We start from the raw sequence: 26,572 nt of genomic DNA on the forward strand, positions 1-26,572 counted from the left end.
GGTCGACCTTCCGTCAGTCGATCACCTTCCCTCTTCCGGATTTCACCACGCTGCGGCGCGACTTGTGTTCGAGCCGCCGCTCCTTCGATGCGCGCGTCGGCCGTGTCGCCACGCGCGCGCGCGGCGTGAACGCGACGCTGCCGATCAACGCATCGAGCCGCGCGAGCGCTGCCTCGCGGTTTTTCTCCTGGGTGCGGTATTCCTGCGACTTGATCACGACGATGCCGTCGCGCGTGATGCGCTGGTCGGACAGCGCAAGCAGCCGCTCCTTGATGACGGGCGGCAGCGACGACGCGCGGATGTCGAAGCGCAGGTGAATCGCGCTCGATACCTTGTTGACGTTCTGGCCGCCCGCGCCCTGCGCGCGCACGGCGGTCCATTCGACTTCGGCCGGATCGAGCGTGTAGCGGATCATCATCGCGACGTCTCCTTGCGGCGCCGCGCGAGCGCCTCGTCGACGCGGGCCGCGAGGCCCGAATCGCGTTGCGTGCGCGTCGCGACCGCCTGCGCCAGCACACGCCGCGGGCCGATCACCTGCACGCGCGTGCGCGCGCGCGTGACGGCCGTATAGACGAGTTCGCGCGTGAGCACGCGGCTGAACGACGCCGGCAGCACGAGCGCGGCCTCGTCGAATTCGGAGCCTTGCGACTTGTGGACGGTCAGCGCGAACGCCGTTTCGTGCGGCGGCAGCGCTGCAGGCGACACGGCGCGCGCGGAGCCGTCCGCGCGGCGGAACCACACGCGCAGCACGCCGTGCGCGTCCGGCAGCGCGATGCCGATGTCACCGTTGAACAGCGCGAGCGCATAGTCGTTGCGCGTCACCATGATCGGCCGCCCGGTGAACCAGTGTGCGCCGACCGCGAGCGGCACGCGCGCGGCATGCCGCACATGCGTGGCCACCAGCGCATTGACGTGCTCGGCGCCGCGCGAGCCCGTGCGCGTCGCGCACAGGATCCGGAAGCGGTTGAGCGCATCGAACAACGGCAACGGGTCGGGCACCGGCGCGGACAACGCGGCGCGCAACGCATCGAGGTAGGCGCCGAACCGGCGCGCGAGTCGCTCGATCGTCGACGCCGCAAGCGTGTCGCCCGCATCGTCATGAAACGACGCGGCCGCGGCCTCGTCCGTCGGCAACGCGTCGAGCGCACCCTGCACGTCGCCGCGGCGGATCGCGAGCGACAGGCGGCCGATCGCCGAATCGAGACCGAAACGGTAATTGCGTTCGAGCCACACGACGCAGTCCGCGAGTGGTGCGGGTGCGGGGGACGCGGTGGCAACGCCTTCGGCGGCGCGCGTTGCAACGGTCGACGCCCACGCCGAATCGCCCGCAGCGGCCGGATCGAACGGCGTGAGCTCGACCGCGTCGAGCCACGCGAGTTCGCCGGCGTCGATCCATGCAGGATCGGTGGCCGCCGAGCTGCGATCGGTGCCGGTCGATGCAAGCGCCGCAGGCGGCAACGAAGCCGCGGGTGGCGCGGCATCGGCCGGCGAAACCGCTTCAGCCTGCGGCTCATCGTCGAACAGCGACGCCTGGCGCGTATCCACGTTCCGCCGCGCCGACGCCTTGCGCGCGGGAGCAGCCGGTAACGAAACGGATGCTGGCGCTGGAATTGGCGCGGCAACCGCCCCGACCGCCCCCGCCGCCTCGCCGTCCGGCACCGGCAACGCCGCGACGAACGCCGCCTCGTCGACCCCGAGCGCGTCCGCGATGCGCGTGCGCGCCGTGGCGGTAAACGTCGGCCGGGCGCTGAGTTCGGCGAACACGGCGCCGGCTTCGACCGCGGCAAGCTGGTCCTTGTCGCCGAGCAACACGAGCCGTGCGCCGGGCGCGAGCGCATCGAGCAGATGCGCGGCGAGCGCGACGTCGATCATCGACGCCTCGTCGACCACGATCAGGTCGTACGGCAACGGATTGTCGCGATGATGGCGGAAGCCCGCCGCGCCGCCGCCGCCCAGCAGGCGGTGCAGCGTGTACGACGTGTCCGGCAGGCGCGCGGCAAGTTCCGGCGGCAGGTCGCCCGCCCGCGCGTGCAGCGCTTCCTGCATCCGCTGCGCGGCCTTGCCGGTCGGTGCCGCCAGCGCGATGCGCAAGCCCGGATGCGCGTCGAGCAGGCACGCCAGCACGCCGACGACGGTCGTCGTCTTGCCGGTGCCGGGGCCGCCGCTGACGATCGTCACGCGTCCCGTCAGCGCGACGATCGCCGCGACGCGCTGCCAGTCCACGTCGCCCGTCGCGGGCCCGAAGTAACGCGCGAGACTGTCGCGCAACCGGTCCGGCGACAGCGCGTCGCCCGGCGCGGCGACGCCGGCCTGCGCGACGAGCGCATCAGCGAGCCGACGTTCGTAGTCGAAATAGCGCGACAGATACAGATGGTCGAGCCGGTCGACGATCAGCGGCCGCTCGTCGCCGCGCGCGAGCGTGCCGAACGCCACCACGCCGCTCGCGGCAAGCGCCGCGCGTACGTCGTCGACCGGTTCCTCGTAGCGTTGCGCGAGCGCGCCGAGCGACACGCACACGTGACCGCCCGCGGTCGCCCGGCTCGTCGCGAACGCGGCGCGCGCCGCCCAGCGCGCAGCCGCGGCCGGCGCACCCGCGCGGCGCGACAGGTCGCCGATGCGCCGCGCGAACCCTTCCGCGAGCGCGATGCCGAAATCCGCGGGCTCGGGCAGGCGCGCGACGAGGCCACCGGTGAATTCGAGCGTATCGTCGGTGACGTTCATGCGCGGCCCCCTTCCATCATCCGGTCGAGCGCGTCGACGAGTTCGCGCGCGGGCCGCCGCGCATGCACGCCGGCCGGTTCGCCGCCGCTGCGCCAGCCGGGCCGCACGCCGCGCACGAACAGGTACAGGTAGCCCGCCATGTGCGTGTCGTAGTCATAGTCGGGCAGCCGCCCGCGCAGATAGCGATGCAGCGCGACCGTATAGAGCAGTGCCTGCAGGTGATACGCGTGATCGGCCATCGCGACGTCGAGCGCGCGCGGACCATAGGCATCCGGCGTATTGCCGAGGTGGTTCGACTTCCAGTCGACGATCCAGAAGCGGCCGTCGTGTTCGACGATCATGTCGATGAAACCCTTGATGAAACCGGCGAGCACGCCCGCGTCCAGCGCAACGTCCGGATAGCCGTGCGCGACCAGCAACCGGCGCAGCGCGCCCAGCTCGAGCGACGGCGCCGGAAACAGGAAACCCATTTCGTCGAGCCGCCTGGCGGGGTCGAGATCCGCAAGCCGCATGCCCGGCACGAGCTCCGTGCGCACGACATCGCCGACGAGCCGCGCCATCATCGCCGGCAGGCGCGTCGCGAGTTCGGGCTCGGCCTCGACCGGCCGGTCGTGCAGCGCGCCGAGCGCCGCCCGGTGCCACGAATCGGGCTCGGTGAACCGGCTGAGTTCGAACAGGCGGTGCAGGCATTCGCCCGCTGCCGCACCGCGCGGAAACACGAGGATGTCGTCGTCCGGCGGCTCGACCGCCGGGGTGTCGGCCACGACGAATGCGCCGTCCGGCGCCACGGCGGCAAGCGCATCGTGATCGGGCCGCAGCTCGTCGTCCGGCACGACCGCGACGCCTGCTTCCTCGCGTGCCATCGACGCGGTCAGCGAACTGAAGCTCGCCATCCGCCACGCGTCGCGCAACACGCGCGTCGCATGACGTGCCGCGAGCGTCTGCGATGCATCGTGCCCGGCCGCGAGCCGCTCAGGGCGCGCCGGCACCGGCAACGGTGCAACGCTCACGGGCCCGCTCGCGAGTGCTTGCCACGCCGCGTCGAGCGCAGCTTCGTCGGGCGGCTCGTCGAGCCACGCGTCGAACGACTGGCCGGCGCCGGCCACGAGCCAGTTCAGCACGCTGCGTCGCGCCTCGCGGGTCGAGCGCGACGACAGATAAGGCCCGGCGACGAGATAGCACCGATAGACCGCGCGCGTGAGCGCCACGTAGACGAGCCGCGCGCGTTCCGCCGCCTGTTCGCGCAGCGCCTGGCGCGCGGCATGCTCGGCGGCCTCGTCGTCGCACCCGTAATGCAGCACGGCGTCGCCCGCGTCGTCGTGATACTCGCGGGCGTCGGGCAGCGCCGACGCGGGCGGCTCGCGCAGCCCGCCGTCGTTCAGGAACGGACAGAACACGACCGCGTATTCGAGGCCCTTCGACTTGTGCACGGTCACGATCTGCACGAGGTTGCGATCGGATTCGAGACGCAACTGGGCTTCCTCGCCGCCGCCGTCGAGCCGTTGCGCGGCGAGCCAGCGCAGCGTCGGCGCGATGCCCGGCTGCGCGGACGCGCGCGCCTGCGTCAGCTCGGCCAGATGGTTGATGTCGGTCACGCGGCGTTCGCCGTCCGCGCCGGCCATCAGCCGCTCGGCGATTCGCAACTCGCGCGTGAACGTGCGCCACATCACCGCGAAGCCGCGTTCGCGCCACAGCAGCCGATAACGCGAGAAGCGCTCGACCCAGCTCATCGCGTCCGCACTGTCGTCAGCTTCGCGCGACGCGTCGCCGTCGCCCTGCTCCATTCGCCACAGCGCACCCGCATCGAGGCCGAACCAGTCGGCCGCCAGCGCCGCGCGCAGGCGCCGCAGGTCGCCCGGCGCATCGATCGCCGCCAGCACGCGCTCGAGCTGCTCCGCGTCGCCGGTCGAAAACACCGACGCCTGCGCGAGCTCGACGCTGCCGATGCCCCACGTCGCGAGCACGCGCTTCACGAGGCTGCCCTGCCGGTGCGTCTGCACCAGCACCGCGATGTCGCCCGGCGACAGCGGCGTACGCCCGAGCCGCACATGCCCTTCGCGCGCGCCGCGCATCAGCCGGGCAATCTCGGCCGCGCACGCCTGCGCGGCCTGTGCTTGTGCTTCGCGCTTGAGCAGCGTGCCGTCGCCGCCCGGCAGCGCCCAGATCCGGAAATCGCCGGCCGGGCCCGGATCGGTGCCGTCGACGAACGGTGCACGCACGCGCGTGCCGGCCCGCACCGCGTAATAGTCGAGCCCGTCGAGCACGAACGCGCGCGGGTTCGACTTGAAGAAGCGGTTGCACGCATCGACGATCGCCGGCGTCGAGCGCTGGTTGACCGCGAGCGTGTAGCACGCGCTCGCGCTGGCTCGCGCGGCGAGATACGTGTGCAGATCCGCCGCACGGAAGCTGTAGATGGCCTGCTTCGGATCGCCGACGAGAAAGAGCGGGCCGCCCGGCGCGAAGATCCGGTCGAAGATCGCGAACTGCAGCGGGTCGGTATCCTGGAATTCGTCGATCAGCGCGGCCGGATAGCGCGCGCGCAGCGTCTCGGCGAGCCACGGATGCGCATGCAGCGCGTGATACAGGTTCGCGAGCAGGTCGTCGAACGACACGACGCGGCGCGTGCGCTTGCGTTCGGCCAGCGCGCCCGGCGCGGTGTCGAGCCAGTCGGCGATCAGCGCGAGCCAGCGCGCGCGCTGCGCGGCCTCGGCCGCGGCCACCGCCGCTTCGAGCGCATCGGCGACGTCGAAGAACGCATGCTCGGGCGTTGCGCCGCCCTTTTTCGTCGCCTTCACGAGCGCGGTGCGCGTGAGCTTGAGCGCCGCCTTCGGCAGCGCGGCCGCGGCATTGCCCTGCGCGAAATGCGCGGACCATGCTGCGAGCGCATCGGCGAGCGCGTCAGGCTTGTGCGAACGCTGGTTGAGCGCGGGCTGCGCGGTGCGCAGCAACGCATCGATCGCGTCGCGCTCGGCGGCCCACATCCGTGCGGCCTCCGCAAAGCATTCGGCGGCAGCGGCCTCGGCCGATTCGTCCGGTTCGACGACGCCGTCCCAGCGCAGTGCGGCGAGCGGCTTCTTCAGCCGGCGCGCCAGCTGCGCGTCGAGCGCGGCCGGGCCCGCGCCCGAATCGACGAGCCACGTCGCGAAGCCCGGCCAGCGTGCGGCCAGCGGTTCGACGCGCGTGCGCCAGAAGTCCGCCGCAAGCTCGAAGCGCAGCGCCGCATCGTCGGCCTGCATGTCGAACGCGAACGGCATCGCGGCCGCGAACGGCGCTTCCTGCAGCGCACGCTGGCAGAACGCGTGGATCGTGTGGATCGCCGCCTGGTCGAATGCGCGCAGCGCACGCCGGACCCGCTTGGCGGCGGTCTCGGGGTCGAGCGCGCCGGCTGCGCCGAGCGTCGTCTCGAGCAGGCGCGCGACGAATGGATCGCCGCCGTCGTCACCGGTATCGAGCGCATGGGCGAGCTGCGCCAGCCGGCCGCGGATCCGCTCGTGCAATTCGGCCGTCGCCGCCTTCGTGAAGGTCACGACGAGGATTTCGTCCGCGCCGAGATCCTTCTCCAGCAACAGGCGCACGTAAAGCGCGCAAATGTTCCAGGTCTTGCCGGTACCGGCCGACGCCTCGATCTGGTTGACGCCGTCGAGCGGGCACGCGAACACGTCGAGTTCGAGCGCCGCCTGCGGCCGGGATGCGGCGCTCATGCGACCTCCTTCAGGTGTTCCAGCATCGGCTCGAACACGAGCCGCGCGAGCGTGCCGAACGGCTCGTCGAGCGACGGATGCGCGCCGCGCCATGCGATCGCGATGGCCGGATCGTCGGCTTCGCTCACCACGCGCTCGTTGATCCACACGCTCGCGGCCTTCGCCTCGCCGTCGGACACGCACGCCCATGCGCTGCGCGGGAAGAAGCGCAGCGGCATGCGCCGCCCCGCGCGAAACAGCGCGGCAAGCGGCGCAAGGCGCTCCAGCGGCGCCGCGACCGGCGCGAGCTCGAAGGCGCCGCCGCTGCCGAACCACAGCGTGCGGCGCGGACCCTCGGGCTCCACCGCGCAATAGACGAGATGCGCGAGCCACGCGGACAGGTAGTCGCGCGCGCTCGGCCGTGCATAGCGATAGATGATCTGGCCGGCCGCCGTCAGCCGGTTCAGCGTGCCGTGCAATTCGAGCGGCGCACTCACCGCATCGCGCGACAGCATCGCGTCGTCGGCGCCGAACAGCGCGTGGTCGGTGTCGGGCCATGCGGGCGCGATCGCGAGCGTGAACGGCCGCCGTTCCATGCCGTCGGCCAGCGCACGCCGCACGTTCGACGCGAGCTGCGTCATCGAGCCGAGCGCCTGGTCGCGCCACACCGCGCCCGTCGCGCCGCCCGGCAGTTCCGGGCTGGCGTCCGCGATGCGCAGCGCATGATCGTGCACGCCGCCTTCGTCCGATTCGATCAAAAGCGGCAGCACGCGCTCGGCGAGCGCGTCGCTGCCCGCGAAGTCGAGCGCGAACGGTTCGGTATCGAGCAGTTCGGCCTGCGCGTCGGACAGCACGATGCCGAGCCGGGCACGCAGCAGCGCGCGGGCCGGATGCCGCCAGAAACGTTCGAATTCGCTGAACGCGACGGGCTCGACCGGCTCGGCCGGCAGCGGCTGCGCGAAGAACGGCTGCTCGCGCGTCGCGTCGCGCGCGGCTTCGGCTGCCAGCAGCGACGCGAGTGTCGCGCGCTCGGCGTCGTACGAAGCCAGTTCGCTGCCGGGCCGGAAATACTCGGCCGCGAACGGTTGCAGCGGATGTTCGACGATGAACGCGCGCCGCGCGGCATCGACCGCGTCCGGCGCGGCGTCCTCGCCGGCGGTGACGAGCGCGAGATGGTCGAGCAGTTCGTCGACGAGCGCCGCGGGCGGCAACGGCGCGTTGTCGCGAATGCTGCGCCCCGTATAGGCAATCAGCAGCCGGTCGCGCGCGGCGAGCAGCAGGTCGAGGAACAGGTTGCGCTCGTCGTCGCGGCGCTGCCGGTCGCCGAGCTTCGGCAACACGGCCATCAGGTCGAACTCGTCCGCGCGGGCGAGGCTCGGCAGCACGCCGTCGTCCATCCCGAGCAGGCACACGACGCGGTACGGCAGCCCGCGCAAGCTCGTCAGCGACGAGAACGTGACGCCGCCCCACGGCACCCCGCCGCGCGCCGGATCGTCGAGCGCGGCGGCCAGCCCCGCGCGCACGACGGCTGCGGGCAAGGCCTCGTCGGGCGCGCCTTCCGTCATCGCGGCGAGCATCGCGTCGAGCGCGTCGCGCACGCCCGAGAGCGCATCGGCATACGCGGCGCCGGAGTCGGAGAACCGTGCGAGCGTGTCGGCGAACAGTTCGCTCCATGCGCGCGGCGTGTGTGCGTCGGCGAGCCGTCGCGAGAAGCCGTCGAGATCGTCCGTGAAGCGCGCGAGCCGGCCGAGCAGTTCGGCCTCGCTGCCGGTGGCCGCCTCGATCGGCAGCCACGCGCCGACCGGTGCCGCGCCTTCGGGCATCGCGTAGCCGAGGAACAGCCGCGCCAGCGCATCGGAAAACGTATGGCGCGGCGCAGGCACCGCCGCATCGTCGCTCGCCGTCGGCGACAGCCCGCGCCGCGCGCCGGCGGCCGCGAGCCAGGTCTGCACCGTCTCGAGCGCGGCCGCGTCGATGCCGTAACGGGCCGCCACCGCGTCGACGCGCAGCCATTCGACCAGCTCCGGCGCGCCGACCTGCCGTTCCGGCAACGCGAGCCATTCGAGCAGCACGCGCGCGACCGGGTTCGCCTGCGACGGCGGCAGGCCGGTGATCCGGTAAGGCACGCGCGCGCCGCCGGCGCCCGCCGTGCCGAACACGGCATCGATCAGCGGCCCGGCCGCTGCCAGATCGGCGACCGCCACCAGCACGTCGGACGGCTGCAGCGTCGCGTCCGCATCGAACCACGCGAGCAGGCGGTCGTGCAGCACCTCGAGCTGGCGCGCGAGGCTGTGGCACACGTGCACCTCGATCCCGCGCTCGACCGGCGCTTCGCCGAGCGCGGCCTCCGGCTGCAGGTCGAGGATCGCGTTCTGTACGCGCGCAAGCCAGGTCGGCGCGGGATTCCCGACGAAACGCGACGCATCGCCCGACGCGGCGCTTTCAGTCAGTTCGTGCAACATGTGCAGTTGCGCCTGCGTCTGCCGGCCCCACTCGGCGAGCAGCGGATGGCCGACTTCCTGGTAGTCGAGCCGGCCGGCCGCGTCGAGCGCCTCGGCATGCGCGGCGGTGACGATGTCGAACCAGAATTCGCGGCACGGGTTGAGCGCATAGACGCGCACGTCGATCCAGCGCGACAGCTCGCGCAGCAGCGCGACGTGCAGCGGCGGCATCGTCGGCAGCGCGAACACGCTGACCGATTCCGGCCAGTCGGCACGCGGGACGGTTTCGGGATCGAGGTTGCGCGCCTCCACGAGGAAGCGATGCGCGGGCGGCGTGCCGCTGTCGCTCAGCTCCGCGAGCAGCGCGCGCCACAATGCGGCCTGCCAGCGCTCGTCGTCGCGCGCGGCGTCGCTGATCCCGCGCGGCGCGGCGTCGCCCGCGAGCACCGATTCGCCGGCCTGCCACGCGGCCAGCCATTCGGGTCGGTAAGTCAGGTAATGATCGAGCACGGCCGCGACGCGCTGCGCGAGCTCGTAGCGCATTGCATCGTCGGACGCGGACAGATACGCGGCCAGCCGCGGCGACGCGAGCCACGGCGCGCCGCCCGCGCCCTGCGCGAACAGCCGGTAGCAGCGCCACACGAGGCGATCGGGTGCGAACGGCGAGCGTGCCGGCACCGTCAGCACGCGGCCGATCTGCGCCCACAGCCATTGCGCGAGATACGTGAACTCGACGTTCGCGCACACGCCGTGGCGCGCGGCGATGTCGAGTTCCAGACGGCGGCGCAGCGCCGCGCTCGGCACGATGACCTGCTGCGGCGCCCACGGGCCGTTGCGGGCCGGGAACGCGGCCAGGTCGTCGAGCAGCGCGTCGGCCAGCGTCTCGTGACGGTTCGAATAGAAGAGATGGAGCATGAAGCGGGTGTCGGAGCCTCGCGCCGGACGGGCCGGGCGAACGGGAGCACCAAGGATAGCAAAAGGGCCGTCGCGATGAACGTCGTCCGAACGGCCAGGTTTTGCGGACCGCGAAATACGATAGACTCGTCGCCAGTCAATACGCCGCCCCGGGCGTCTTCGTCTGTCATTCAGCCCATCGATGCGCTATTCGGTCGAAATCAGAAAGTTTTTCTACAGCCAGTACTTCTTCGGCGGCCTGCGGATTGCGGTCGGCGTATCGCTGCCGGCCGTGCTGTGCCTGATCGTGTTTCACAACCGGGAGCTCGGCTTCACGATCTCGACCGGCGCGCTCGGCGCGTGCGTCGTCGACATGCCGGGCCCGCTGAAGTACAAGCACAACGAAATGCTCGCGTGCAGCGTGATCGGCTTCCTGGCCGCGCTCGCGACCGGCCTCGCCACGCCGAACATCTTCGCGCTGTGGCTGACGATCGTGCCGCTCACGTTCGTGCTGTCGCTGATCGTCGTCTACGGCAACCGCTGGCCGCAGATCAGCTTCGCGACGCTGTTCATGATGGTGATGACGCTCGAGGAGAAGTTCACGCCGCTGCAGGCGTTCATCAATGCCGGCTGGATTCTCGCGGGCGGCCTCTGGTACACGTACTGGGCGACGCTCGTGTCGCAATGGCAGGCGCGCCGGATCGAGCAGCAGGCGCTCGCCGAAAGCCTGTTCGCGTGCGCCGACTACCTGCTCGCGCGCGCGCGGTTCTACGATCTCGACGCCGATCTCGACGAGTGCTACCGCAATCTCGTCGCGAAGCAGATCACCGCGGTCGAAACGCAGGAAACCGCGCGCGACATCGTGTTGCGCAACCTGCCGAAGCTGCGCCGCGGCAAGCTCGATCCCGGCCGCGCGACGATGTACAACCTGTTCATCAACAGCGTCGACCTGCACGAACTGTTCGTTGGCGCACATACCGACTACCCGCTCATACGCAACACGTTCGGCGGCTCCGACCTGATCATTTTCTATCGCGACCTGATCTGCAAGGCGGCCGCCGATCTCGAGGAGATCGGCCTCGCGGTGCTCGAGAACCGCGCGCCGCATTCGCGCATCAGCGTGAAGGCAGAACTGCGCGCGATCGAGTACGAGATCGAGCTGATGCGCAAGAAGAGCTTCCCGGCCACCAACGCGGAAGCCTACGCGGCCGTGCTCGCGACGTTCCGGCGCATCTGGAGCGCGACGCGCCTGATCGACCGGATGCGCCGCAACCTGTCGGGCCATGCCGACCCGCAGCAGACCGAACTGAAGATCGACAAGGCGCTGACGCGCTTCCTGCAGCGGCGCCGGATGTCGCCGCTGCTGATCTTCTCGAACCTGAACATGCGCTCGCCGAGCTTCCGCCACGCGCTGCGCGTGACGATCGCGGTCGCGGTCGGCTTCTGGCTCGGCCGGCTGCTGCCGCTCACGAACGCGTACTGGATCGTGATGACGACCATCATCATCCTGAAGCCCGGCTACTCGCTCACCAAGCAGCGCAACGCGCAGCGTATCGTCGGCACGCTGATCGGCTGCGCGGCGAGCATCGCGCTGATCTACACGGTCAAGGAGCCGCACCTGCTGATCGCGATCATGTTCGGGTCGATGGTGATGAGCTACAGCCTGCTGCTGTTCAACTACGCGGCGAGCGTCGTATTCACGTCGTCTTATGTACTGCTGATGTTCCACCTGCTCGCGCCGGGCAGCATGCGGATCATCGGCGAGCGCGCGATCGACACGGTGGTCGGCTGCATGATCGCGATCGCCGCGAGCCGCCTGTTCCCGTACTGGGAATACCGGCTGATGGGCAAGCTCGTCACCGACATGCTGACGTCGACCCGCAAGTATTTCGAGGCCGTCTGGCGCGCCGGGCGCGGTGCATCGCCGCCGCCGGTGCCGGCCGCCGACGGCGCGGCGGTCGTGCCGATCGTCGCCGCGGCGATCGAGACACCGGCCGCCACCCTCGACGACGACTACCGCTACCGCCTTGCGCGCAAGGACGTGCACATCGCGTTCGCGAACCTCGGCCAGGCGTTCCAGCGGATGATGATCGAGCCGAAGGCGCACCAGCGCTTCGTGCCCGAACTGAACGACCTGCTCGTGCAGACGCACGTGCTCGGCGCGCAGATCACCGCCGCCGCACCGCTGATCCGAAGCGCATGCGCGGCCGACGCGCACCTCGTCCACGACGATGCGCTGCGCCGCGGCCTGTCCGCCGTGCTCGAGAACCTCGAGAAAGCGGAAGCCGGCGAGCCGCCGCCGGCCGACCAGCTCGACGCGACGAAGCAGATCACGCGCGAGCTCGACGCGATGGTCGTGTCCGCGGAAAAATCCGATGCGGTGGGCGCCGAGCTCACGCACGACCTGAAGGTGCTCGCACATCAGTGCAAGCAGATGCTCGCGTCGTCGCTGCTGATCCGCAAGGACGCAAGCGTCATCCGCCTGCCCGCATGACGGCATGAAGTTGTCCCGCCGCCGGCCGCCCGCGCATGCAGGCCGGCCGGCGGCGCGCCCCGCTCCCGCAATACCCTTCCGCCGCATGCCCCGCCCGCCCCGCACGCCCCACAGAGCCCGCCGCGCCCGTCGCGCGATGGCCCCACGCCCGATTCCGCCGGTTGCGCCAGTCAGGGAATACCCGATTCCGGTCACATCGCCCGGCTTGTTATCATTCGTTCACATTTAAGTTGTATAGACAACTTGAGCCATCGGGACCGGCCCCGCTCGCCCGGTCCGTCGCATAAAACGATATCGGAGACTCGATGAAAAACTTGCAGCGCCACCTGAGCGCGCGGCACATCCGCTTTCTCGCGCTGGGCTCGGCGATCGGCACCGGCCTGTTCTACGGCTCGGCGTCCGCGATCCAGCTCGCGGGCCCGGCGGTGATCCTGGCCTATATCCTGGGCGGCGCGGCCGTCTACATGGTGATGCGCGCGCTCGGCGAGATGGCCGTGCGCGAGCCCGTCGCCGGCTCGTTCGGCCACTACGCGACCGAAAACCTCGGCCCGTTCGCGGGCTTCGTCACCGGCTGGACCTACACGCTCGAAATGGTGATCGTCGCGATCGCCGACATCACCGCGTTCGGCATCTACATGGGCTTCTGGTTTCCGGATGTCCCGCAATGGATCTGGGTGCTCGGCGTCGTCGCGGTCATCTGCGGGCTGAACCTGTGCCACGTGAAGGTGTTCGGCGAGCTCGAATTCTGGCTGTCGATCATCAAGGTCGGCGCGATCGTCGCGATGATCGGCGGCGGCGTCGCGATCCTGCTCGCCGGCATGCATTTCGGCCATTCGGCCGACGTGCCGACGTTCGCGAACCTGTGGAACCATGGCGGCTTCTTCCCGAACGGGATCGGCGGGTTGATCGCGTCGCTGTCGGTCGTGATCTTCGCGTACGGCGGCATCGAGGTGATCGGGATGAGCGCCGGCGAAGCGAAGGACCCGGAGCGCGTGATTCCGCGCGCGATCAACGCGGTGCCCGCACGCATCCTGCTGTTCTACGTGCTGACGATGGTCGTGCTGATGTCGATCAGCCCGTGGACCGGCGTCGGCAGCGACGGCAGCCCGTTCGTGCAGATCTTCTCGGCGCTCGGCGTGAAGTCGGCCGCGACGATCCTCAACCTCGTGGTGATCAGCGCGGCGATCTCGGCGATCAACAGCGACATCTTCGGCGCGGGCCGGATGATGTTCGGGATGGCGCGGCAGGGCCAGGCGCCGCGCGTGCTGATGACGACGTCGCGGCACGGCGTGCCGTGGGTCACGGTGCTCGTGATGGCCGGCGCGCTGCTCATCGGCGTGCTGCTCAACTACCTGATGCCGAAGGACGTGTTCCTGGTGGTCGCGGCGATCGCGACGTTCGCGACCGTATGGGTGTGGCTGATGATCCTGCTGTCGCAGGTCGCGATGCGCCGTCGCCTGTCGAGCGCGGAAGTCGCGGCGCTGAAGTTCAAGGTGCCGCTGTGGCCCGTCGCGCCCGCGCTGACGATCGCGTTCATGGGCTTCGTGATCGTGATGCTCGGCTGGTTCGAGGATACGCGTGTCGCGCTCTACGTCGGCGCGGCATGGCTCGCGCTGCTCGCGGCCGTGTTCTACGCACGGATCCGCCCGAAGTTTGCGCCTGCGTCACGATGACGCACGCCTGATCCTTGCATGCGGCGCGCCGGCTTCGGCGCCCGCGTCTCTCCCGGCGTAACGCGGCGCTTCGCGCGTCGCCCGCCGCCGCTTCCCGCTTCCCACCCGCACATCGCTGGCCGCCCGTCCGGGCCACGCAGCGATCGTGCGCATCCGCGTCAGCGTCAGTGCGACGCGGCGCTCGCGGCCTCGGCCGGATGGGCCTCGTCGTACGCGTGCTTCTCCGAGATCGCGTTGTACAGGATCGTCCCGATCACGAGCAGCACGGCCACGACGATCAGGATGCTCACGTTGCGGACAGGGTTCTTCTTGCGCTGATCGTTCATGGTCGGTGCGGCTCCGTCGAATTCATTGAAGCGGGCATTCTACGCGCTTGCGCCCGTGCCGCGACGCCCCGTCGCCGTGCCCCTCCCCGTTCCTTCCGCAGCACTTTCCATCACCTTTCATTTGATAATCATTCCCATTTCGATCTAGAATCCGAAATCTTTCGCTTTGTAATGTTTCGGGTCGCTCGGGCGGCAGGCTCGCCCCGGAACGCTTCCTCGTCCGCCTGCCTCATCGGAGTCTCCATGTCGAATCCGCGCACCCGCCTGCTGCCGCTCTCCGGCGCCCTCGCCCTTGCCGCCGCCACATTCGCGCCGCTGGCCCACGCGGCCGAGGAAGTGAGCCTGTACACCACCCGCGAACCGAAGCTGATCCAGCCGCTGATCGACGCGTTCACGAAACAGAGCGGCGTCAAGGTCAATACGGTGTTCGTGAAGGACGGCCTGCTCGAGCGCGTGAAGGCGGAAGGCACGCAGTCGCCGGCGGACGTGCTGATGACGGTCGACATCGGCAACCTGCTCGATCTCGTCGACGGCGGGCTCGCGCAGCCGGTGCGCTCGAAGGTGCTCGACGACGCGATCCCCGCGAACCTGCGCGGCGCGCAGGGCGACTGGTACGCGCTGTCGCTGCGCGATCGCGTGCTGTACGTGGAGAAGGACCTGAAGGTCGACGCGTTCCGCTACGAGGATCTCGCCGATCCGAAATGGAAGGGCAAGGTCTGCATCCGCTCGGGGCAGCATCCGTACAACACGGCACTCGTCGCGGCGATGATCGCGCACGACGGCGAAGCCGCGACCGAAAAGTGGCTGCGCGGCGTGAAGGCGAACCTCGCGCGCAAGGCGACGGGCGGCGACCGCGACGTCGCGCGCGACATTCTCGGCGGCATCTGCGACGTCGGCCTCGCGAACGCGTACTACGTCGGTCACATGAAGAACGCGGAAGCCGGCAGCGACGCGCGCAAGTGGGGCGACGCGATCAAGGTCGTGCGGCCGACGTTCGCGAACGCGAAAAGCGGCGGCACGCACGTCAACATCAGCGGCGCGACGGTCGCGAAGCACGCGCCGCACAAGGCCAACGCGGTGAAGCTGCTCGAGTACCTCGTGTCGCCGGAAGCGCAGGCGCTGTATGCGCAGGCGAACTACGAATACCCGGTGCGCGCGAACGTGAAGCTCGACCCGGTGATCGCGAGCTTCGGCACGCTGAAGGTCGACCCGCTGCCGCTGGCCGACATCGCGAAGCACCGCAAGGCGGCCAGCCAGCTCGTCGACAAGGTCGGCTTTGACAACTGATGCAGCGTTCGTCCGCGCGCGCCGCCGGCCGCCGGGTTCGCGCGCGGGCAGCCTCTGGCTGGGCGCGGCCGTCGCGATCGCCGCGGTGGTCGCCGCGCCGCTCGCGGTGCTGGTCGCCGCCGCGCTCGGCGCCGATCTCGCGCACTGGCAGCACCTCGCCGAATTCGTGCTGCCGCAGGCGCTCGTCAATACGCTGCTGCTGCTCGCGGGCGTCGGCGCGATTGTCACGATAGTCGGCACCGGCTGCGCGTGGCTCGTCACCGCGTACGATTTTCCGGGCCGCCGGATGCTGACCTGGGCGCTGCTGCTGCCGCTCGCGGTGCCCACCTACATCGTCGCGTTCGCGTACCTCGACCTGCTCCACCCGATCGGCCCCGTGCAGGGCGCGATCCGCTGGCTGCTCGGCTTCGACAGCCCGCGCCAGTTCCGCCTGCCCGACCTGCGCTCGCTGCCCGGCGCGATCTTCGTGCTCGGCTTCGTGCTGTATCCGTATGTGTACCTGAGCACGCGCGCGATGTTCGTCACGCAGTCCGCGAGCTTGCTCGAAGCCGCGCGCACGCTCGGCGCCGGACGCATCGCGACGTTCTGGCGCGTCGTCGTCCCGCTCGCGCGGCCCGCGATCGCGGTCGGCGTGAGCCTCGCGCTGCTCGAAACGCTGAACGACATCGGTGCGTCGGAATTCCTCGGCGTGCAGACGCTGACCGTCTCGGTCTACACCACGTGGATCACGCGCTCCGATCTCGCGGGCGCCGCGCAGATCGCGCTCGCGATGCTCGCGATCGTGGTCGGCATGGTCGTGCTCGAACGCCACGGGCGCCGCCGCCAGCGCTACGCGCACGGCCGGCGCATGCGTCCGCTCGCACCGCGCAAGCTGACGGGCGCGGCCGCGTGGAGCGCCGCCGCGCTCGGCTGGCTGCCGGTGCTGCTCGGCTTCGGCGCGCCGGCCGCGTACCTCGCGGTCGAGACCGGCAAGCGGCTGCATCTCGTCGGCGGCGTATCCGCGCAGTTGCTGACCGGGCTTGCGAACACGCTGACGATCGCCGCCGCCGCAACGGTCGCGACGCTCGCGTGCGGGCTGGTCGTCGCGTGGGCGGCGCGCGCGCAGCGCGACAGCGCGCGCGCGGGCCCGGCCCGCGTGTGCGCGCGAATCGCGAGCCTCGGCTACGCGGTGCCGGGCACCGTGCTCGCGATCGGCCTGCTGATCCCGTTCGCGGCCGCCGACCGGCTGCTGGGTGCCGCGCTCGGCCGCGACGGGCTGCTGCTGATGGGATCGGCGGCCGCGCTCGTGATCGCATACACCGTGCGCTTTCTCGCGATCTCGGCCGGCAGCATCGAAGCCGGCCTCGCGCGCATTCCGCCGTCGCTCGAACAGGCCGCGCGCTCGCTCGGCGAGACGGCCGGCGGCACGCTGCGCCGCGTGCACCTGCCGCTGCTGCGGCCCGCGCTCACGACGAGCGCGCTGCTCGTCTTCGTCGATGCGATGAAGGAGTTGCCGGCGACGCTGCTGCTGCGTCCGCTGAATTTCGACACGCTCGCGACCTGGCTGTATGCGGAAGCCGCGCGCGGCACCTACGAGCAAGGCGCGGTCGCCGCGCTCGCGATCGTGCTGGCCGGGCTCGTGCCCGTGATCCTGCTCGCACGCACCCGTCACAAGATCGGAGCCTGACACCGTGAACCTGCTCGAACTCGACGACCTCTGCGTCGCCTACGATACGCCGCACGGCCGCCGCACGGTGGTCGAAGGGCTGAGCCTCGCGCTGCCGCGCGGCGACATCGGCTGCCTGCTCGGCGCATCGGGCTGCGGCAAGACCACCGTGCTGCGCGCGATCGCGGGCTTCGAGCCCGTACGCAGGGGGCGCATCGTGCTGGACGGCACGCCCGTCTCGGCACCGTCGCTCGACGTGCCGCCCGAGCGGCGGCGCATCGGCATGATGTTCCAGGACTACGCGCTGTTCCCGCACCTGAGCGCGGCCGACAACGTCGCCTTCGGCCTGCGGCGCATGCCGAAGGCCGAGCGGCGCGCCCGCGTCGCGGACCTGCTCGAACTCGTCGGCCTCGCCGCGTCAGGCAGCGCGTATCCGCACGAACTGTCGGGAGGCCAGCAGCAGCGCGTCGCCCTCGCCCGCGCGCTCGCGCCGTCGCCGGAGCTGCTGCTGCTCGACGAGCCGTTTTCGAATCTCGACGTCGATACGCGCGAGCGGCTCGCGTTCGAGCTGCGCGACATCCTCAAGCGCACGGGTCACACCGCGATCCTCGTCACGCACAACCAGGCTGAAGCGTTCGCGATCGCCGACCGGATCGGCGTGATGAAAGACGGCCGGCTCGCGCAATGGGACACGCCGTACGCGCTGCATCACCAGCCGGCCAGCCCGTTCGTCGCGGAGTTCGTGCGCCGCGACGCGCTGGCGGACGAACGCGCACGCGCCATGGCGCGCGGCCGCTGAGCGGGCCATTACGACGACGGCGAGCCTCGGCGGCAGGAACACGCAATCCACCCTCCCGTACCGACGCGATGCATTGCCGTCCCGCGCGCTACGCCGGCTCGGCCAGATCGCGCACCGGCAGCGCGGTCGAATACTTGATCTGCTCCATCGCGAACGACGAGCTCACGTCGAACAGCGGCACCGCGCGGATCAGTTGCTTGTACACGCGATCGAAATCGTCGATGCCGGCCACCACCACCCGCAGCAGATAGTCGGTCTCGCCGCTCATCCGATAGACCTCGACGACTTCCGGCATGTCGCACACGACTTGCGTGAAACGCTGCGCCCACTCCTCGGTGTGCTGGTTCGTGCGGATCGCGACGAACACGGTCGTGCCGACCCCGAGCTTGCGCGGATCGCACAGCGCGACCTGCGCGCGGATCGCGCCGGTTTCCTTGAGCCGCTGCACGCGCTTCCAGCAGGGTGTCTGCGACAGGTTCACGCGCTGCGCGAGTTCCGCGATCGGCAATGTGGCATCTGCCTGCAACAGCTCCAGCAGCTTGCGATCGATGGCATCCATTTACCCAGTCCCTCGTAGATAGAAATTTTTTCTATACATCCTGCATGACGGGGAACAATATGGAAACCGCTGCGCGGCGTCGACCGGGATAAATACCAATCAGGCTGGGACGGATCCGCGTCGCGCACGGGTCGCGTGCGCATCGCTCCATGAATCATCGGCGCCCAAACGAAACGGGCGATTCCACCCGTCGAGATGGAATCGCCCGTGGTCACTGCGGCTGCGCTGCGTGCCGCGCGCCGCTCACGGCGAATGCGGCACTCGCGTGCCGCCTCGCCACGATGCCGCTCAATACGCGACGGTCGCGATCTCGCGCACGAAGCTGTCTTGCTCGAGCGCATCGACGAACGCGACCGCGTAGTCTTCCGCCGAGATCTTGCTGTTGCCCTGCGCGTCCACGATCAGCTTGCCGACGCCCGTGCGGAACGTGCCCGTGCGCTCGCCCGGTGCGATCAGCGCGGCCGGCGCGAAGAACGTCCAGTCGAGATCGCCGACCGTCTTCAGATAGTCGAGCGCATCGCGGTGCGCGAGCGCGACCGCCTTGTACGCGTCCGGGAAACCTTCGGTGTCGACCAGCTGCTTGCCCGGCGCCACCTCGAGCGACCCGGCGCCACCCACCACCACGAGCCGCTTCAGCCCCGCCTGGCGCGTGCTTTCCACCAGCGCCTTCGCCGCGGCGACGACCTTCGCGGGATCGTCCTGTTTCGGGCTGTACGCGCTGGCGACGACGTCGTGGCCCGGCAGCGCGGCCGCGATGCTGGCCGCATCGAACAGGTCGGCCGCCTTCGCGGTGATGCCGTCGGCCGCCGCCCCAGGATGGCGCGACAGCGCGGTCACGCGATGGCCGCGTCGCGCGGCTTCCGCGGCAATGCGCGAGCCGATCATCCCGGTGGCGCCAAACAGTGCGATGTTCAAGGAACGTTGCGTCATGTCGATTCTCCAGAAATAAATAAGTAACTACAGCAATTACATATAAGACCGAAAAAAAACGGAGCCGCACTCCGTCGTGCCGGGCGCCACGCAATGCGCGCCATCCGGCCTCCTGCCCTGCCTCAGCCGCTGCCTGCGCTCAGCCGCTCGCGTTCCCCGCCGGCCGGCCGCGCTGCTCCGATGCGAACACGTCGGCCGTGACGTCCGCGAGCGTGCGCGTGGCAAGCGATGCTTCCATCGCGCGCTGCGCGTCGCCGATATAGTCGATCAGCACGCCCTGGATGTGCCGCCCGACGAGACACGCAGGATTCGGCGCCTCGCGGTGCAGCGCGAACAGCTGCGCATCGTCGACCGCGCGATACACGTCGAGCAGCGTGATCTCGCCCGGCTCGCGCGCCAGCAGCGCCCCGCCGCCCGCGCCGAGCTGCGACGTGGTCAGCCCGGCGGCCGCCAGCATCGACAACAGACGGCGAATCAGCGCCGGATTCGTGTTCACGCTGCCCGCGATGATGTCGGACGACAGCGGCGCGCCTTCCTGCATCGACAGCAAGGCGAGCACGTGAACGGCAAACGCGAACCGGCTGCTGGTATTCATTCCTCACTCACTCGGCGACGCCGGCCCGAACCGCAGCCGGCGACAATGTGTAATCACTATAATTACATTTATCGGATTGCGCAAGGCCCGCTACTCGCCGCTGGCCGGCTTCGCACCCGACGCGTTCTGCTGGCTCCACTGCTGGAGCTTCTTGCCGGCCTCCGCGATCTTCGCGCCGGCTTCCGATGCCGCATGCGCGACGACCGCGGAAGCGGCCGCATCGATCTGCGCCTGCGCGGCGGACGCGAGGCCGCTCGCGGACAGCGGCGGCACGGCCGATGCCGCGCTCGCAATGCCGGCCTTCGCGGCATTGATCTGCTGGTTGACGGTGCTCGCCACCTGGTCGAGCGCCTTGGCCGCGTTGTTCGCGGCGTCGGCGGCCGCGCTCGCGGCCGTATCGGGTTGCGTGGCCGGCGTGCCGGACTTCTCGCAGCCTGCGAGCAACAACGCCGCGCCGACGGCCGCGGCCGCCAGCACGGACCCGGGCATGCGACGCGCCCGCGAAGTCTTCATCTTCATCAGCAATCTCCGGCCGTGCGCCGCACGGCCTGCAGGGTTGGACCGGTGTCGATGATACCGCCTCCGCAACAGGGCCAACGCCGACTCCCGATTAAGAATGCCTTTCAATTTCGGAATTGTCTGATTCAATCGCACGCGCGCCGACACTAAAGTGAGCAGGCTCCAATCCGCTCCATCCGCTTTCCGCTTCCTTCATGGCTTTCCTCATCGACTGGTTCATCACGCTGGCCGCCGTGCTTGCCGCCACCCTGTTCCTGTGTCTTCGCGCCCCTTCCGCGATACGCCTGCGTGACGCCGGGCGAGCGCGCCGCGTCGCGTGCGCCCGGCTGCTCGCGCAGGCGGTGATCGGCTTCTGGACGGCCGCGCTGATCGTCCGGCAAGGCATCCTCGCCGCCGACGGCGACGACCCGTCGCGCGCGGGCCTCGCCGCGCTGTCGTTCGCGGCACTCGGGCTCTCGACCGTCGCCGCCTACTGGTGCGCCAGCGCGTGGCGGCTGCGGCGCCCGCGCGCGCTGTTCACGCGCCGCTGACGCGCCAGAGCGGTGCATCGCGGCGCACCACGCCGCACCGCGGCGCGCATCGCACGCACCAGTTGCGCACGCATCGCACCACGCACGTGCATTCGTCAGGACATCCGTGCCGCGCGCGGCCTGCCCCGTCATCGTGCAGGCATCACCGGAATGCCGCACCCAACGGCCCTCCGCACCAATTGCACGCAACCGTTCACCAAGTTGGCTCGATACTTGCATTCCTCGCCCGTTTTTTGCGCAAGGAAGCCACGGCATGGATGGTCTGAAATCCGGCGTCGATACACTGTTCCTGTTGATCGGCGCCGTCATGGTGCTCGCGATGCACGCGGGCTTCGCATTTCTCGAGCTCGGCACGGTCCGCAAGAAGAACCAGGTCAACGCGCTCGTGAAGATCCTGGTCGACTTCTCGGTGTCGACGCTCGCGTACTTCCTCATCGGCTATACGATCGCGTACGGCGTCGAGTTCTTCGACGACATCGGCACGCTGTCGCAGCACAACGGCTACGCGCTCGTGCGCTTCTTCTTCCTGCTGACGTTCGCGGCGGCCATCCCCGCGATCGTGTCCGGCGGCATCGCGGAGCGCGCGAAATTCAATCCGCAGCTCGTCGCGACGCTGATCATCGTCGGCTTCATCTATCCGTTCTTCGAAGGGATCGCATGGAACGAGCGCTTCGGCGTGCAAGCCTGGCTCACGCACGCATTCGGCGCGCCGTTCCACGATTTCGCGGGCTCGGTCGTCGTGCACGCGTTCGGCGGCTGGGTCGCGCTGCCGGCCGTGCTGCTGCTTGGCGCCCGCCACGGCCGCTATGCGAAGGACGGCCGGATCGCCGCGCATCCGCCGTCGAACATCCCGTTCCTCGCGCTCGGCGCGTGGGTGCTCGCGGTCGGCTGGTTCGGCTTCAACGTGATGAGCGCGCAGACGCTCGACAAGATCAGCGGCCTCGTCGCCGTGAACTCGCTGATGGCGATGGTCGGCGGCACGCTCGCCGCGTGGATGGCCGGCCGCAACGATCCGGGCTTCACGTACAACGGCCCGCTCGCGGGCCTCGTCGCCGTCTGCGCCGGCTCCGACGTGATGCACCCGATCGGCGCACTCGTCACGGGCGCCGCGGCCGGCGCACTGTTCGTCGCGATGTTCACCTGCGTGCAGAACAAGTGGCGCATCGACGACGTGCTCGGCGTGTGGCCGCTGCACGGGATGTGCGGCGCGCTCGGCGGCATCGCGGCCGGCGTGTTCGGGCAACCCGCGTTCGGCGGCCTCGGCGGCGTGTCGTTCGTGTCGCAGCTGATCGGCACGCTCGGCGGCATCGCGATCGCCACTGCGGGCGGCACGCTCGTGTACGGCGCGCTGAAGGCGACCGTCGGGCTGCGCCTCGATCGCGAAGCCGAATTCGACGGCGCCGACCTGTCGATCCACCGCATCTCGGCGACGCCCGAGCGCGACTGAGCGCAAACGCTTGCGACCGGCGTCCGGCAGCCCGCCTGACGGACGCTCGATACATCATTACGTTTTCAATTCAAAAAACTTTCATCTAGCGTCCCTACACTTCGGTCCAGTTTTCAACTTGCCTTCGCCTTGCTTGCTGATCGCCTGCTCCGCGTAAGGCCATTCTTCCAATATCTGAAACTGGACTCCACATGCCCGCGTTGCCCAATGCTTCCCGTCGTCAGGCCCTGAAGATCCTCGCCGGCGCGCCCATGCTGCCCCTCTCCGGCCTCGCGCTGCCGGCCCTGCTGACCGGCTGCGGCGGCGACGACAATCCGGTGGCGGCGACGCCGGCCGCCGCGTACACGTCGGCAGCGTTCTCGGCGATGGCCGCGCCCACGCTCGACAACGCGGCCGCGATGGCCACGACGACGGTCGGCTCGACGCTGTCGGTGTCGTTCTCGGACGGCTCGTCGCGCAACTTCAAGCTCGCGTACCGGCCGTTCTTCGTGACGGGCGACATGGTGCCGGACGGCCGGGGCGGCACGACGCTCGCGGGCGGCTATTACGACATCAACAACCAGCCGATCATCGACCGCTCGGTGGCGGGCAAGGAGCGCCAGTTCTACTCGGACTGCCCGGACGGCAGCTCGCTGCTGACGCTGAAGAACGCCAGCGTCGCCGGCGTGAAGGGCAACACGGTGTTCGCGGTCGTGCAGTTCGAATACACGACGCGCGACCAGGCAAGCGCGTCGCAGTACGGCCAGCTGCCGTCGCCGATCGCGGTGATCACGCTCGACCAGGATCCGTCCAACGGCGCGCTGAAGGTCGTCAAGTATCACAACGTCGACACGTCGAAGGCGCACGGCCTGTGGATCACGTGCGGCGCGAGCCTGTCGCCGTGGGGCACGCACCTGTCGAGCGAGGAATACGAGCCGGATGCGACGAAGGCCGCGACCGACGCGCAGTTCAAGGCATTCAGCCGCAACACGTTCGGCGACGAGACGAAGGCGAACCCCTACCACTACGGCCACCTGCCCGAGATCACGGTGAACCCGGACGGCACCGGCACGGTGAAGAAGCACTACTGCCTCGGCCGCATCTCGCACGAGCTGATCCAGGTGATGCCGGACCAGCGCACCGTGATGATGGGTGACGACGCCACCAACGGCGGCCTGTTCATGTTCGTCGCCGACAAGGCGGCCGACCTGTCGGCCGGCACGCTGTACGTCGCGAAGTGGACGCAGACGTCGTCCGCCGGCGCGGGCAGCGCGACGCTCACGTGGATCAGGATCGGCCACGCGACGAGCAGCGAGATCGAGACGCTCGCGAACACGCTGAAGGCGTCGGACATCATGGACCTGACGACGACCGACCCGAACGACGCGAGCTACACGAAGATCCACTTCGGCGGCAAGTTCAACTGGATGCGCGTGAAGCCCGGGATGGAAAAGGCGGCCGCGTTCCTCGAGACGCACCGCTACGCGGCGCTGATCGGCGGCAGCATGGCGTTCACGAAGCTCGAAGGCACGACGGTCAACGCGAAGGACAAGATCGTCTACACGGCGATGTCGCGGATCGAGACGTCGATGGTCAGCGGCAATGCGGTGTCGCGCGACGTCGCGGTCGACAAGAAGATCTCCGCGGGCGCCGTCTATGCGCTGAACCTGAAGGCCGGCCAGCGCGACACGTCGGGCAGCGCGATCGACAGCGAGTGGGTGCCGGTCGACATGGGCGCGCCGGTCGCGCTCGTCGGCGAGGACCTCGCCGCGGCCGATGCGCTCGGCAACCTCGCGAACCCGGACAAGATCGCGAACCCCGACAACCTGAAGTTCTCCGAGAAGCTGCGCACGCTGTTCATCGGCGAAGACTCGGGCATGCACGTGAACAACTTCCTGTGGGCGTACAACGTCGACACGAAATCGCTCGCGCGCGTGCTGTCGTGCCCGGCCGGCGCCGAATCGACGGGCCTGCACGCGGTCGACGAGATCAACGGCTGGACCTACGTGATGAGCAACTTCCAGCACGTGGGCGACTGGGAGACGCCGCTGCACGACAAGGTCAAGGCGACGCTCGACCCGCTCGTGCGCGCGAACTACAAGGACCGCTTCGGCGCGAGCGTCGGCTACCTGACGGCCGAGCCGACCAGCATCAAGCTCGCGAAGGCCTGAGCTTCCTGGCCGGGCGCCCCTAGCCGGGCGCCCCTGGCCGGGCGCCTCTTTCTTCATCACGTTTCATTCGTCGGCGCTCCACGCCGTTTTACGCGCGACGCCCGTTGCGGGCGTCGCGCTTTTTTGCGCACGACCTCTATCGCGTGGTGCCGACTCCGCGTCAACGCAGGCCCGTCGGCACCTGTCCGGGCAGCGAGCCGCCCGGAAAACCGGACAGGCTCGGCACACTGGCCGGCCGCGCCGGCGCCGCCGGCGACGCTTCGTCAGCCGATGCGGCCATACCCGGTGCGAGGTAAAGAAACTTCCATTGCCGATAGGTTTCGAGGCCCTCGAAATCCCTGTATCGATCCGGAAATCCCGCGCGCTTGATCGGCGCGCCGTCCGAGCTGCTGGATACGCCGTAGAACCGGTCGGCCCGCCACAGGAACGACCAGTCGTTCTTGCCGCTGACCGGATCCGGATACGCGCGGCGCAGATGATGCATGGGCGTGGCAAAGCGCGTATCGTCCAGCAGGTCGTCGACCGTTTGCGGATATACGCGCCCGACACGGTAGTACGCGACGATGGCCCTGCGGTACTGATCGCCGACGAACAGCAGTTGCCGCTCCTGTTCGCGGCGCCGCTGCAGCGACCAGACATCCAGCGCGCCGGCCAGCGCGATCGACATCAGCATCAGCGCGATCAGCAGCGCGAGCAGCACGAGCCCGCGCTGCCGCCCGCCGCGCAGGCGGGCATGCATCGCGCGCGCGCGCGCGGCCCGGCCGGACCGGCTCATTTCACCGCCCCGGCCACGCCCGCCGTTGCCGCCGTTCCCGCCACGCCCGGCGGCGCGCCTTGCACACCGCTCGCGGGCCCCACATCGTAGACGCCCGGCTTGGTCTCGTCCGGCGATGCGATCGTCGCCCATTTGTCGTCGCCGTTCACCGGATCGACCGGAACCGCGCGCAAGTAGTGCTTCGCGACCAGTTCGTCGAGCGTGTCGGGGTATTGCCCGTTGTCACCGTAATACTGGTCGATCGCATTGCGCATCACCGCGAGGTTCTGCCGCCGCACCTGTTCCTTCCCGCGCTCGATGCTGTGCATGTAGCGCGGCACGGCCAAGGTCAGAAGCAGCCCGATGATGGCCATCACGACCACGATTTCGATCAGCGTAAAGCCGCGGATCCTGCGCATGCGAACGGGTTTCATGATGAACCGTCACCATTGTTTGTACGGAATGCCGTTGATGCCGACACGAGCGGATTTCGAGGTCACGTCGAACACGTCCTTGCCGGGCTCCATGCCGGCAGGAGCTGCGTCGGCCGACGGGTCCGGCGGCGTGCCGTACGCGCGCACATCCCAGGTGTCCTCGGCCGGCGTATCGGGATCGCCGGCGAAGAACGGATCGCGCGGCACGCGGCGCAGGAACGTCAACATGCCGCCCTTCGGGTCGCGGACGTTCTTCACGCCCGTCACGAGCACGGCCAGCGACGGCGGATAGCCGGACGCTTCCGCCTCCTTTTCGATCTGCCCCGCATCGCTCGCATCCTTGTACGCATCGAGCGCCGTGCGAATCTCGCGCAACGCTGCACTCAGCTCCTGCTCCTTCTGACGCTGCACGATCAGTTCGGAGAACGGCATGATCGCGAGCGCGAGGATCGCCACGAGCGCGAGCGTGATGACCATCTCGATCAACGTGAAGCCGCGCCGGCCAACGCGGCCGACTCGGCCCATGCGAGGCGCTGCGTGGCGGGCGTTCACGGCTCACTTCCCGATCGGGCGAAGCGGGTTTTCGTTCGGGATATCGCCCGCCGGCATCTGCAGCGTCGGAGCGGGCGCCGCCGGCGCGGCGGCCGGCGCATTGGCCGCCGCGGCCGCCTGCTCGGCCGGTGCCGGCGACGCA

20 protein-coding genes are annotated in these 26,572 nt (G+C 69.6%); 8 read left to right on the forward strand and 12 right to left on the reverse strand.

All coding sequences use genetic code 11. From position 1 onward, the window contains the following. Positions 1-13 precede the first annotated feature (13 nt). The 4 genes from arfB to recC are packed head-to-tail and all read right to left on the reverse strand — an operon-like array spanning position 14 to position 9,757. Entirely contained in the window at positions 14-418 is a 405-nt protein-coding gene (arfB, locus tag NQV17_RS32405) for an alternative ribosome rescue aminoacyl-tRNA hydrolase ArfB (protein WP_044848015.1), read from the reverse strand. Continuing rightward, a complete protein-coding gene (locus NQV17_RS32410; protein WP_257775399.1) occupies positions 415-2,721 on the reverse strand; it encodes an AAA family ATPase in 2,307 nt (768 codons plus the stop codon). The genes arfB and NQV17_RS32410 overlap by 4 nt, the downstream gene beginning before the upstream one ends. Beyond that, on the reverse strand, positions 2,718-6,422 hold the full coding sequence (gene recB / locus NQV17_RS32415) for an exodeoxyribonuclease V subunit beta (protein WP_257775400.1): 3,705 nt from the start codon (positions 6,420-6,422) through the stop codon (positions 2,718-2,720). Before recB ends, NQV17_RS32410 begins: the two co-directional genes overlap by 4 nt. Continuing rightward, entirely contained in the window at positions 6,419-9,757 is a 3,339-nt protein-coding gene (gene recC / locus NQV17_RS32420) for an exodeoxyribonuclease V subunit gamma (RefSeq protein ID WP_257775401.1), read from the reverse strand. Before recC ends, recB begins: the two co-directional genes overlap by 4 nt. Before the next feature lie 181 nt (positions 9,758-9,938). Here recC and NQV17_RS32425 point away from each other — a divergent pair, with 181 nt between their 5' ends. Further along, the gene (locus tag NQV17_RS32425; protein ID WP_257775403.1) at positions 9,939-12,230 is read left to right on the forward strand and encodes an FUSC family membrane protein; all 2,292 of its coding nucleotides are present in this window, start codon (positions 9,939-9,941) and stop codon (positions 12,228-12,230) included. Between the two features lie 305 nt (positions 12,231-12,535). Then, positions 12,536-13,903: an amino acid permease gene (locus NQV17_RS32430; RefSeq protein ID WP_257775404.1), complete on the forward strand. Its 1,368-nt coding sequence runs from the start codon at positions 12,536-12,538 to the stop codon at positions 13,901-13,903. A 164-nt stretch (positions 13,904-14,067) separates the two neighbouring features. Here NQV17_RS32430 and NQV17_RS32435 read toward each other — a convergent pair whose 3' ends face one another. Then, complete coding sequence (locus NQV17_RS32435) at positions 14,068-14,229, reverse strand: hypothetical protein (RefSeq protein ID WP_257775405.1); 162 nt, start codon at positions 14,227-14,229, stop codon at positions 14,068-14,070. A 243-nt stretch (positions 14,230-14,472) separates the two neighbouring features. Here NQV17_RS32435 and NQV17_RS32440 point away from each other — a divergent pair, with 243 nt between their 5' ends. The 3 genes from NQV17_RS32440 to NQV17_RS32450 are packed head-to-tail and all read left to right on the forward strand — an operon-like array spanning position 14,473 to position 17,960. Continuing rightward, positions 14,473-15,516 carry a Fe(3+) ABC transporter substrate-binding protein gene (locus NQV17_RS32440; protein ID WP_257775406.1) on the forward strand — a complete coding sequence of 348 codons (1,044 nt, stop codon included), beginning with the start codon at positions 14,473-14,475 and terminating at the stop codon, positions 15,514-15,516. After that, a complete protein-coding gene (locus tag NQV17_RS32445) occupies positions 15,506-17,182 on the forward strand; it encodes an iron ABC transporter permease (protein WP_257775407.1) in 1,677 nt (558 codons plus the stop codon). The genes NQV17_RS32440 and NQV17_RS32445 overlap by 11 nt, the downstream gene beginning before the upstream one ends. A 4-nt stretch (positions 17,183-17,186) precedes the next feature. Continuing rightward, on the forward strand, positions 17,187-17,960 hold the full coding sequence (locus tag NQV17_RS32450) for an ABC transporter ATP-binding protein (RefSeq protein WP_257775408.1): 774 nt from the start codon (positions 17,187-17,189) through the stop codon (positions 17,958-17,960). Between the two features lie 88 nt (positions 17,961-18,048). Here the strand turns inward: NQV17_RS32450 and NQV17_RS32455 are convergent, their stop codons facing one another. The 4 genes from NQV17_RS32455 to NQV17_RS32470 form a co-directional block, all read right to left on the reverse strand. Next, positions 18,049-18,519 (reverse strand): Lrp/AsnC family transcriptional regulator, encoded by a 471-nt coding sequence (locus NQV17_RS32455; protein ID WP_044848024.1) that lies wholly within the window; start codon positions 18,517-18,519, stop codon positions 18,049-18,051. Between the two features lie 288 nt (positions 18,520-18,807). Further along, positions 18,808-19,449 carry an NAD(P)-dependent oxidoreductase gene (locus NQV17_RS32460; protein ID WP_044848025.1) on the reverse strand — a complete coding sequence of 214 codons (642 nt, stop codon included), beginning with the start codon at positions 19,447-19,449 and terminating at the stop codon, positions 18,808-18,810. Positions 19,450-19,588: 139 nt separating this feature from the next. Continuing rightward, entirely contained in the window at positions 19,589-20,044 is a 456-nt protein-coding gene (locus NQV17_RS32465) for an Rrf2 family transcriptional regulator (RefSeq protein ID WP_257775409.1), read from the reverse strand. Positions 20,045-20,134: 90 nt separating this feature from the next. Then, a complete protein-coding gene (locus NQV17_RS32470; protein WP_257775410.1) occupies positions 20,135-20,563 on the reverse strand; it encodes a hypothetical protein in 429 nt (142 codons plus the stop codon). Positions 20,564-20,757: 194 nt separating this feature from the next. Between NQV17_RS32470 and NQV17_RS32475 the strand changes: the two genes are divergently transcribed. The 3 genes from NQV17_RS32475 to NQV17_RS32485 all read left to right on the forward strand — a co-directional run bounded on the left by NQV17_RS32475 (position 20,758) and on the right by NQV17_RS32485 (position 24,690). Beyond that, a complete protein-coding gene (locus NQV17_RS32475; protein ID WP_257775411.1) occupies positions 20,758-21,093 on the forward strand; it encodes a hypothetical protein in 336 nt (111 codons plus the stop codon). Positions 21,094-21,346: 253 nt separating this feature from the next. After that, positions 21,347-22,540 (forward strand): ammonium transporter, encoded by a 1,194-nt coding sequence (locus tag NQV17_RS32480; protein WP_257775412.1) that lies wholly within the window; start codon positions 21,347-21,349, stop codon positions 22,538-22,540. Positions 22,541-22,731: 191 nt separating this feature from the next. Then, the gene (locus tag NQV17_RS32485) at positions 22,732-24,690 is read left to right on the forward strand and encodes a PhoX family phosphatase (RefSeq protein WP_257775413.1); all 1,959 of its coding nucleotides are present in this window, start codon (positions 22,732-22,734) and stop codon (positions 24,688-24,690) included. Positions 24,691-24,850: 160 nt separating this feature from the next. On the opposite strand, the gene NQV17_RS32490 is transcribed toward NQV17_RS32485, so the two are convergent. From NQV17_RS32490 to NQV17_RS32500, 3 genes are read right to left on the reverse strand one after another with little or no spacing between them, the layout of a single operon-like run. Continuing rightward, positions 24,851-25,465: a type II secretion system protein gene (locus tag NQV17_RS32490; RefSeq protein WP_257775414.1), complete on the reverse strand. Its 615-nt coding sequence runs from the start codon at positions 25,463-25,465 to the stop codon at positions 24,851-24,853. Beyond that, complete coding sequence (locus tag NQV17_RS32495; RefSeq protein WP_257775415.1) at positions 25,462-25,878, reverse strand: type IV pilin protein; 417 nt, start codon at positions 25,876-25,878, stop codon at positions 25,462-25,464. Before NQV17_RS32495 ends, NQV17_RS32490 begins: the two co-directional genes overlap by 4 nt. Before the next feature lie 9 nt (positions 25,879-25,887). Then, complete coding sequence (locus NQV17_RS32500; RefSeq protein ID WP_257775416.1) at positions 25,888-26,403, reverse strand: type II secretion system protein; 516 nt, start codon at positions 26,401-26,403, stop codon at positions 25,888-25,890. Positions 26,404-26,572 lie beyond the last annotated feature (169 nt).

It is taken from the genome of Burkholderia sp. SCN-KJ, from assembly GCF_024656005.1.
In the GTDB taxonomy this organism is placed as follows: Bacteria; Pseudomonadota; Gammaproteobacteria; order Burkholderiales; family Burkholderiaceae; genus Burkholderia.

Excerpts from the sequence above, each read along its gene's own strand:
- NQV17_RS32440 (WP_257775406.1), top strand. The coding sequence starts at position 14,473 with ATGTCGAATCCGCGCACCCGCCTGCTGCCGCTCTCCGGCGCCCTCGCC.
- NQV17_RS32475 (WP_257775411.1), top strand. The coding sequence starts at position 20,758 with ATGGCTTTCCTCATCGACTGGTTCATCACGCTGGCCGCCGTGCTTGCC.
- NQV17_RS32480 (WP_257775412.1), top strand. The coding sequence starts at position 21,347 with ATGGATGGTCTGAAATCCGGCGTCGATACACTGTTCCTGTTGATCGGC.
- NQV17_RS32495 (WP_257775415.1), bottom strand. The coding sequence starts at position 25,878 with ATGAAACCCGTTCGCATGCGCAGGATCCGCGGCTTTACGCTGATCGAA.
- NQV17_RS32470 (WP_257775410.1), bottom strand. The coding sequence starts at position 20,563 with ATGAAGATGAAGACTTCGCGGGCGCGTCGCATGCCCGGGTCCGTGCTG.
- NQV17_RS32485 (WP_257775413.1), top strand. The coding sequence starts at position 22,732 with ATGCCCGCGTTGCCCAATGCTTCCCGTCGTCAGGCCCTGAAGATCCTC.
- NQV17_RS32465 (WP_257775409.1), bottom strand. The coding sequence starts at position 20,044 with ATGAATACCAGCAGCCGGTTCGCGTTTGCCGTTCACGTGCTCGCCTTG.
- NQV17_RS32425 (WP_257775403.1), top strand. The coding sequence starts at position 9,939 with ATGCGCTATTCGGTCGAAATCAGAAAGTTTTTCTACAGCCAGTACTTC.
- NQV17_RS32410 (WP_257775399.1), bottom strand. The coding sequence starts at position 2,721 with ATGAACGTCACCGACGATACGCTCGAATTCACCGGTGGCCTCGTCGCG.
- recB (WP_257775400.1), bottom strand. The coding sequence starts at position 6,422 with ATGAGCGCCGCATCCCGGCCGCAGGCGGCGCTCGAACTCGACGTGTTC.
- NQV17_RS32455 (WP_044848024.1), bottom strand. The coding sequence starts at position 18,519 with ATGGATGCCATCGATCGCAAGCTGCTGGAGCTGTTGCAGGCAGATGCC.
- NQV17_RS32460 (WP_044848025.1), bottom strand. The coding sequence starts at position 19,449 with ATGACGCAACGTTCCTTGAACATCGCACTGTTTGGCGCCACCGGGATG.
- NQV17_RS32430 (WP_257775404.1), top strand. The coding sequence starts at position 12,536 with ATGAAAAACTTGCAGCGCCACCTGAGCGCGCGGCACATCCGCTTTCTC.
- recC (WP_257775401.1), bottom strand. The coding sequence starts at position 9,757 with ATGCTCCATCTCTTCTATTCGAACCGTCACGAGACGCTGGCCGACGCG.
- NQV17_RS32490 (WP_257775414.1), bottom strand. The coding sequence starts at position 25,465 with ATGAGCCGGTCCGGCCGGGCCGCGCGCGCGCGCGCGATGCATGCCCGC.
- NQV17_RS32500 (WP_257775416.1), bottom strand. The coding sequence starts at position 26,403 with ATGGGCCGAGTCGGCCGCGTTGGCCGGCGCGGCTTCACGTTGATCGAG.
- arfB (WP_044848015.1), bottom strand. The coding sequence starts at position 418 with ATGATGATCCGCTACACGCTCGATCCGGCCGAAGTCGAATGGACCGCC.
- NQV17_RS32435 (WP_257775405.1), bottom strand. The coding sequence starts at position 14,229 with ATGAACGATCAGCGCAAGAAGAACCCTGTCCGCAACGTGAGCATCCTG.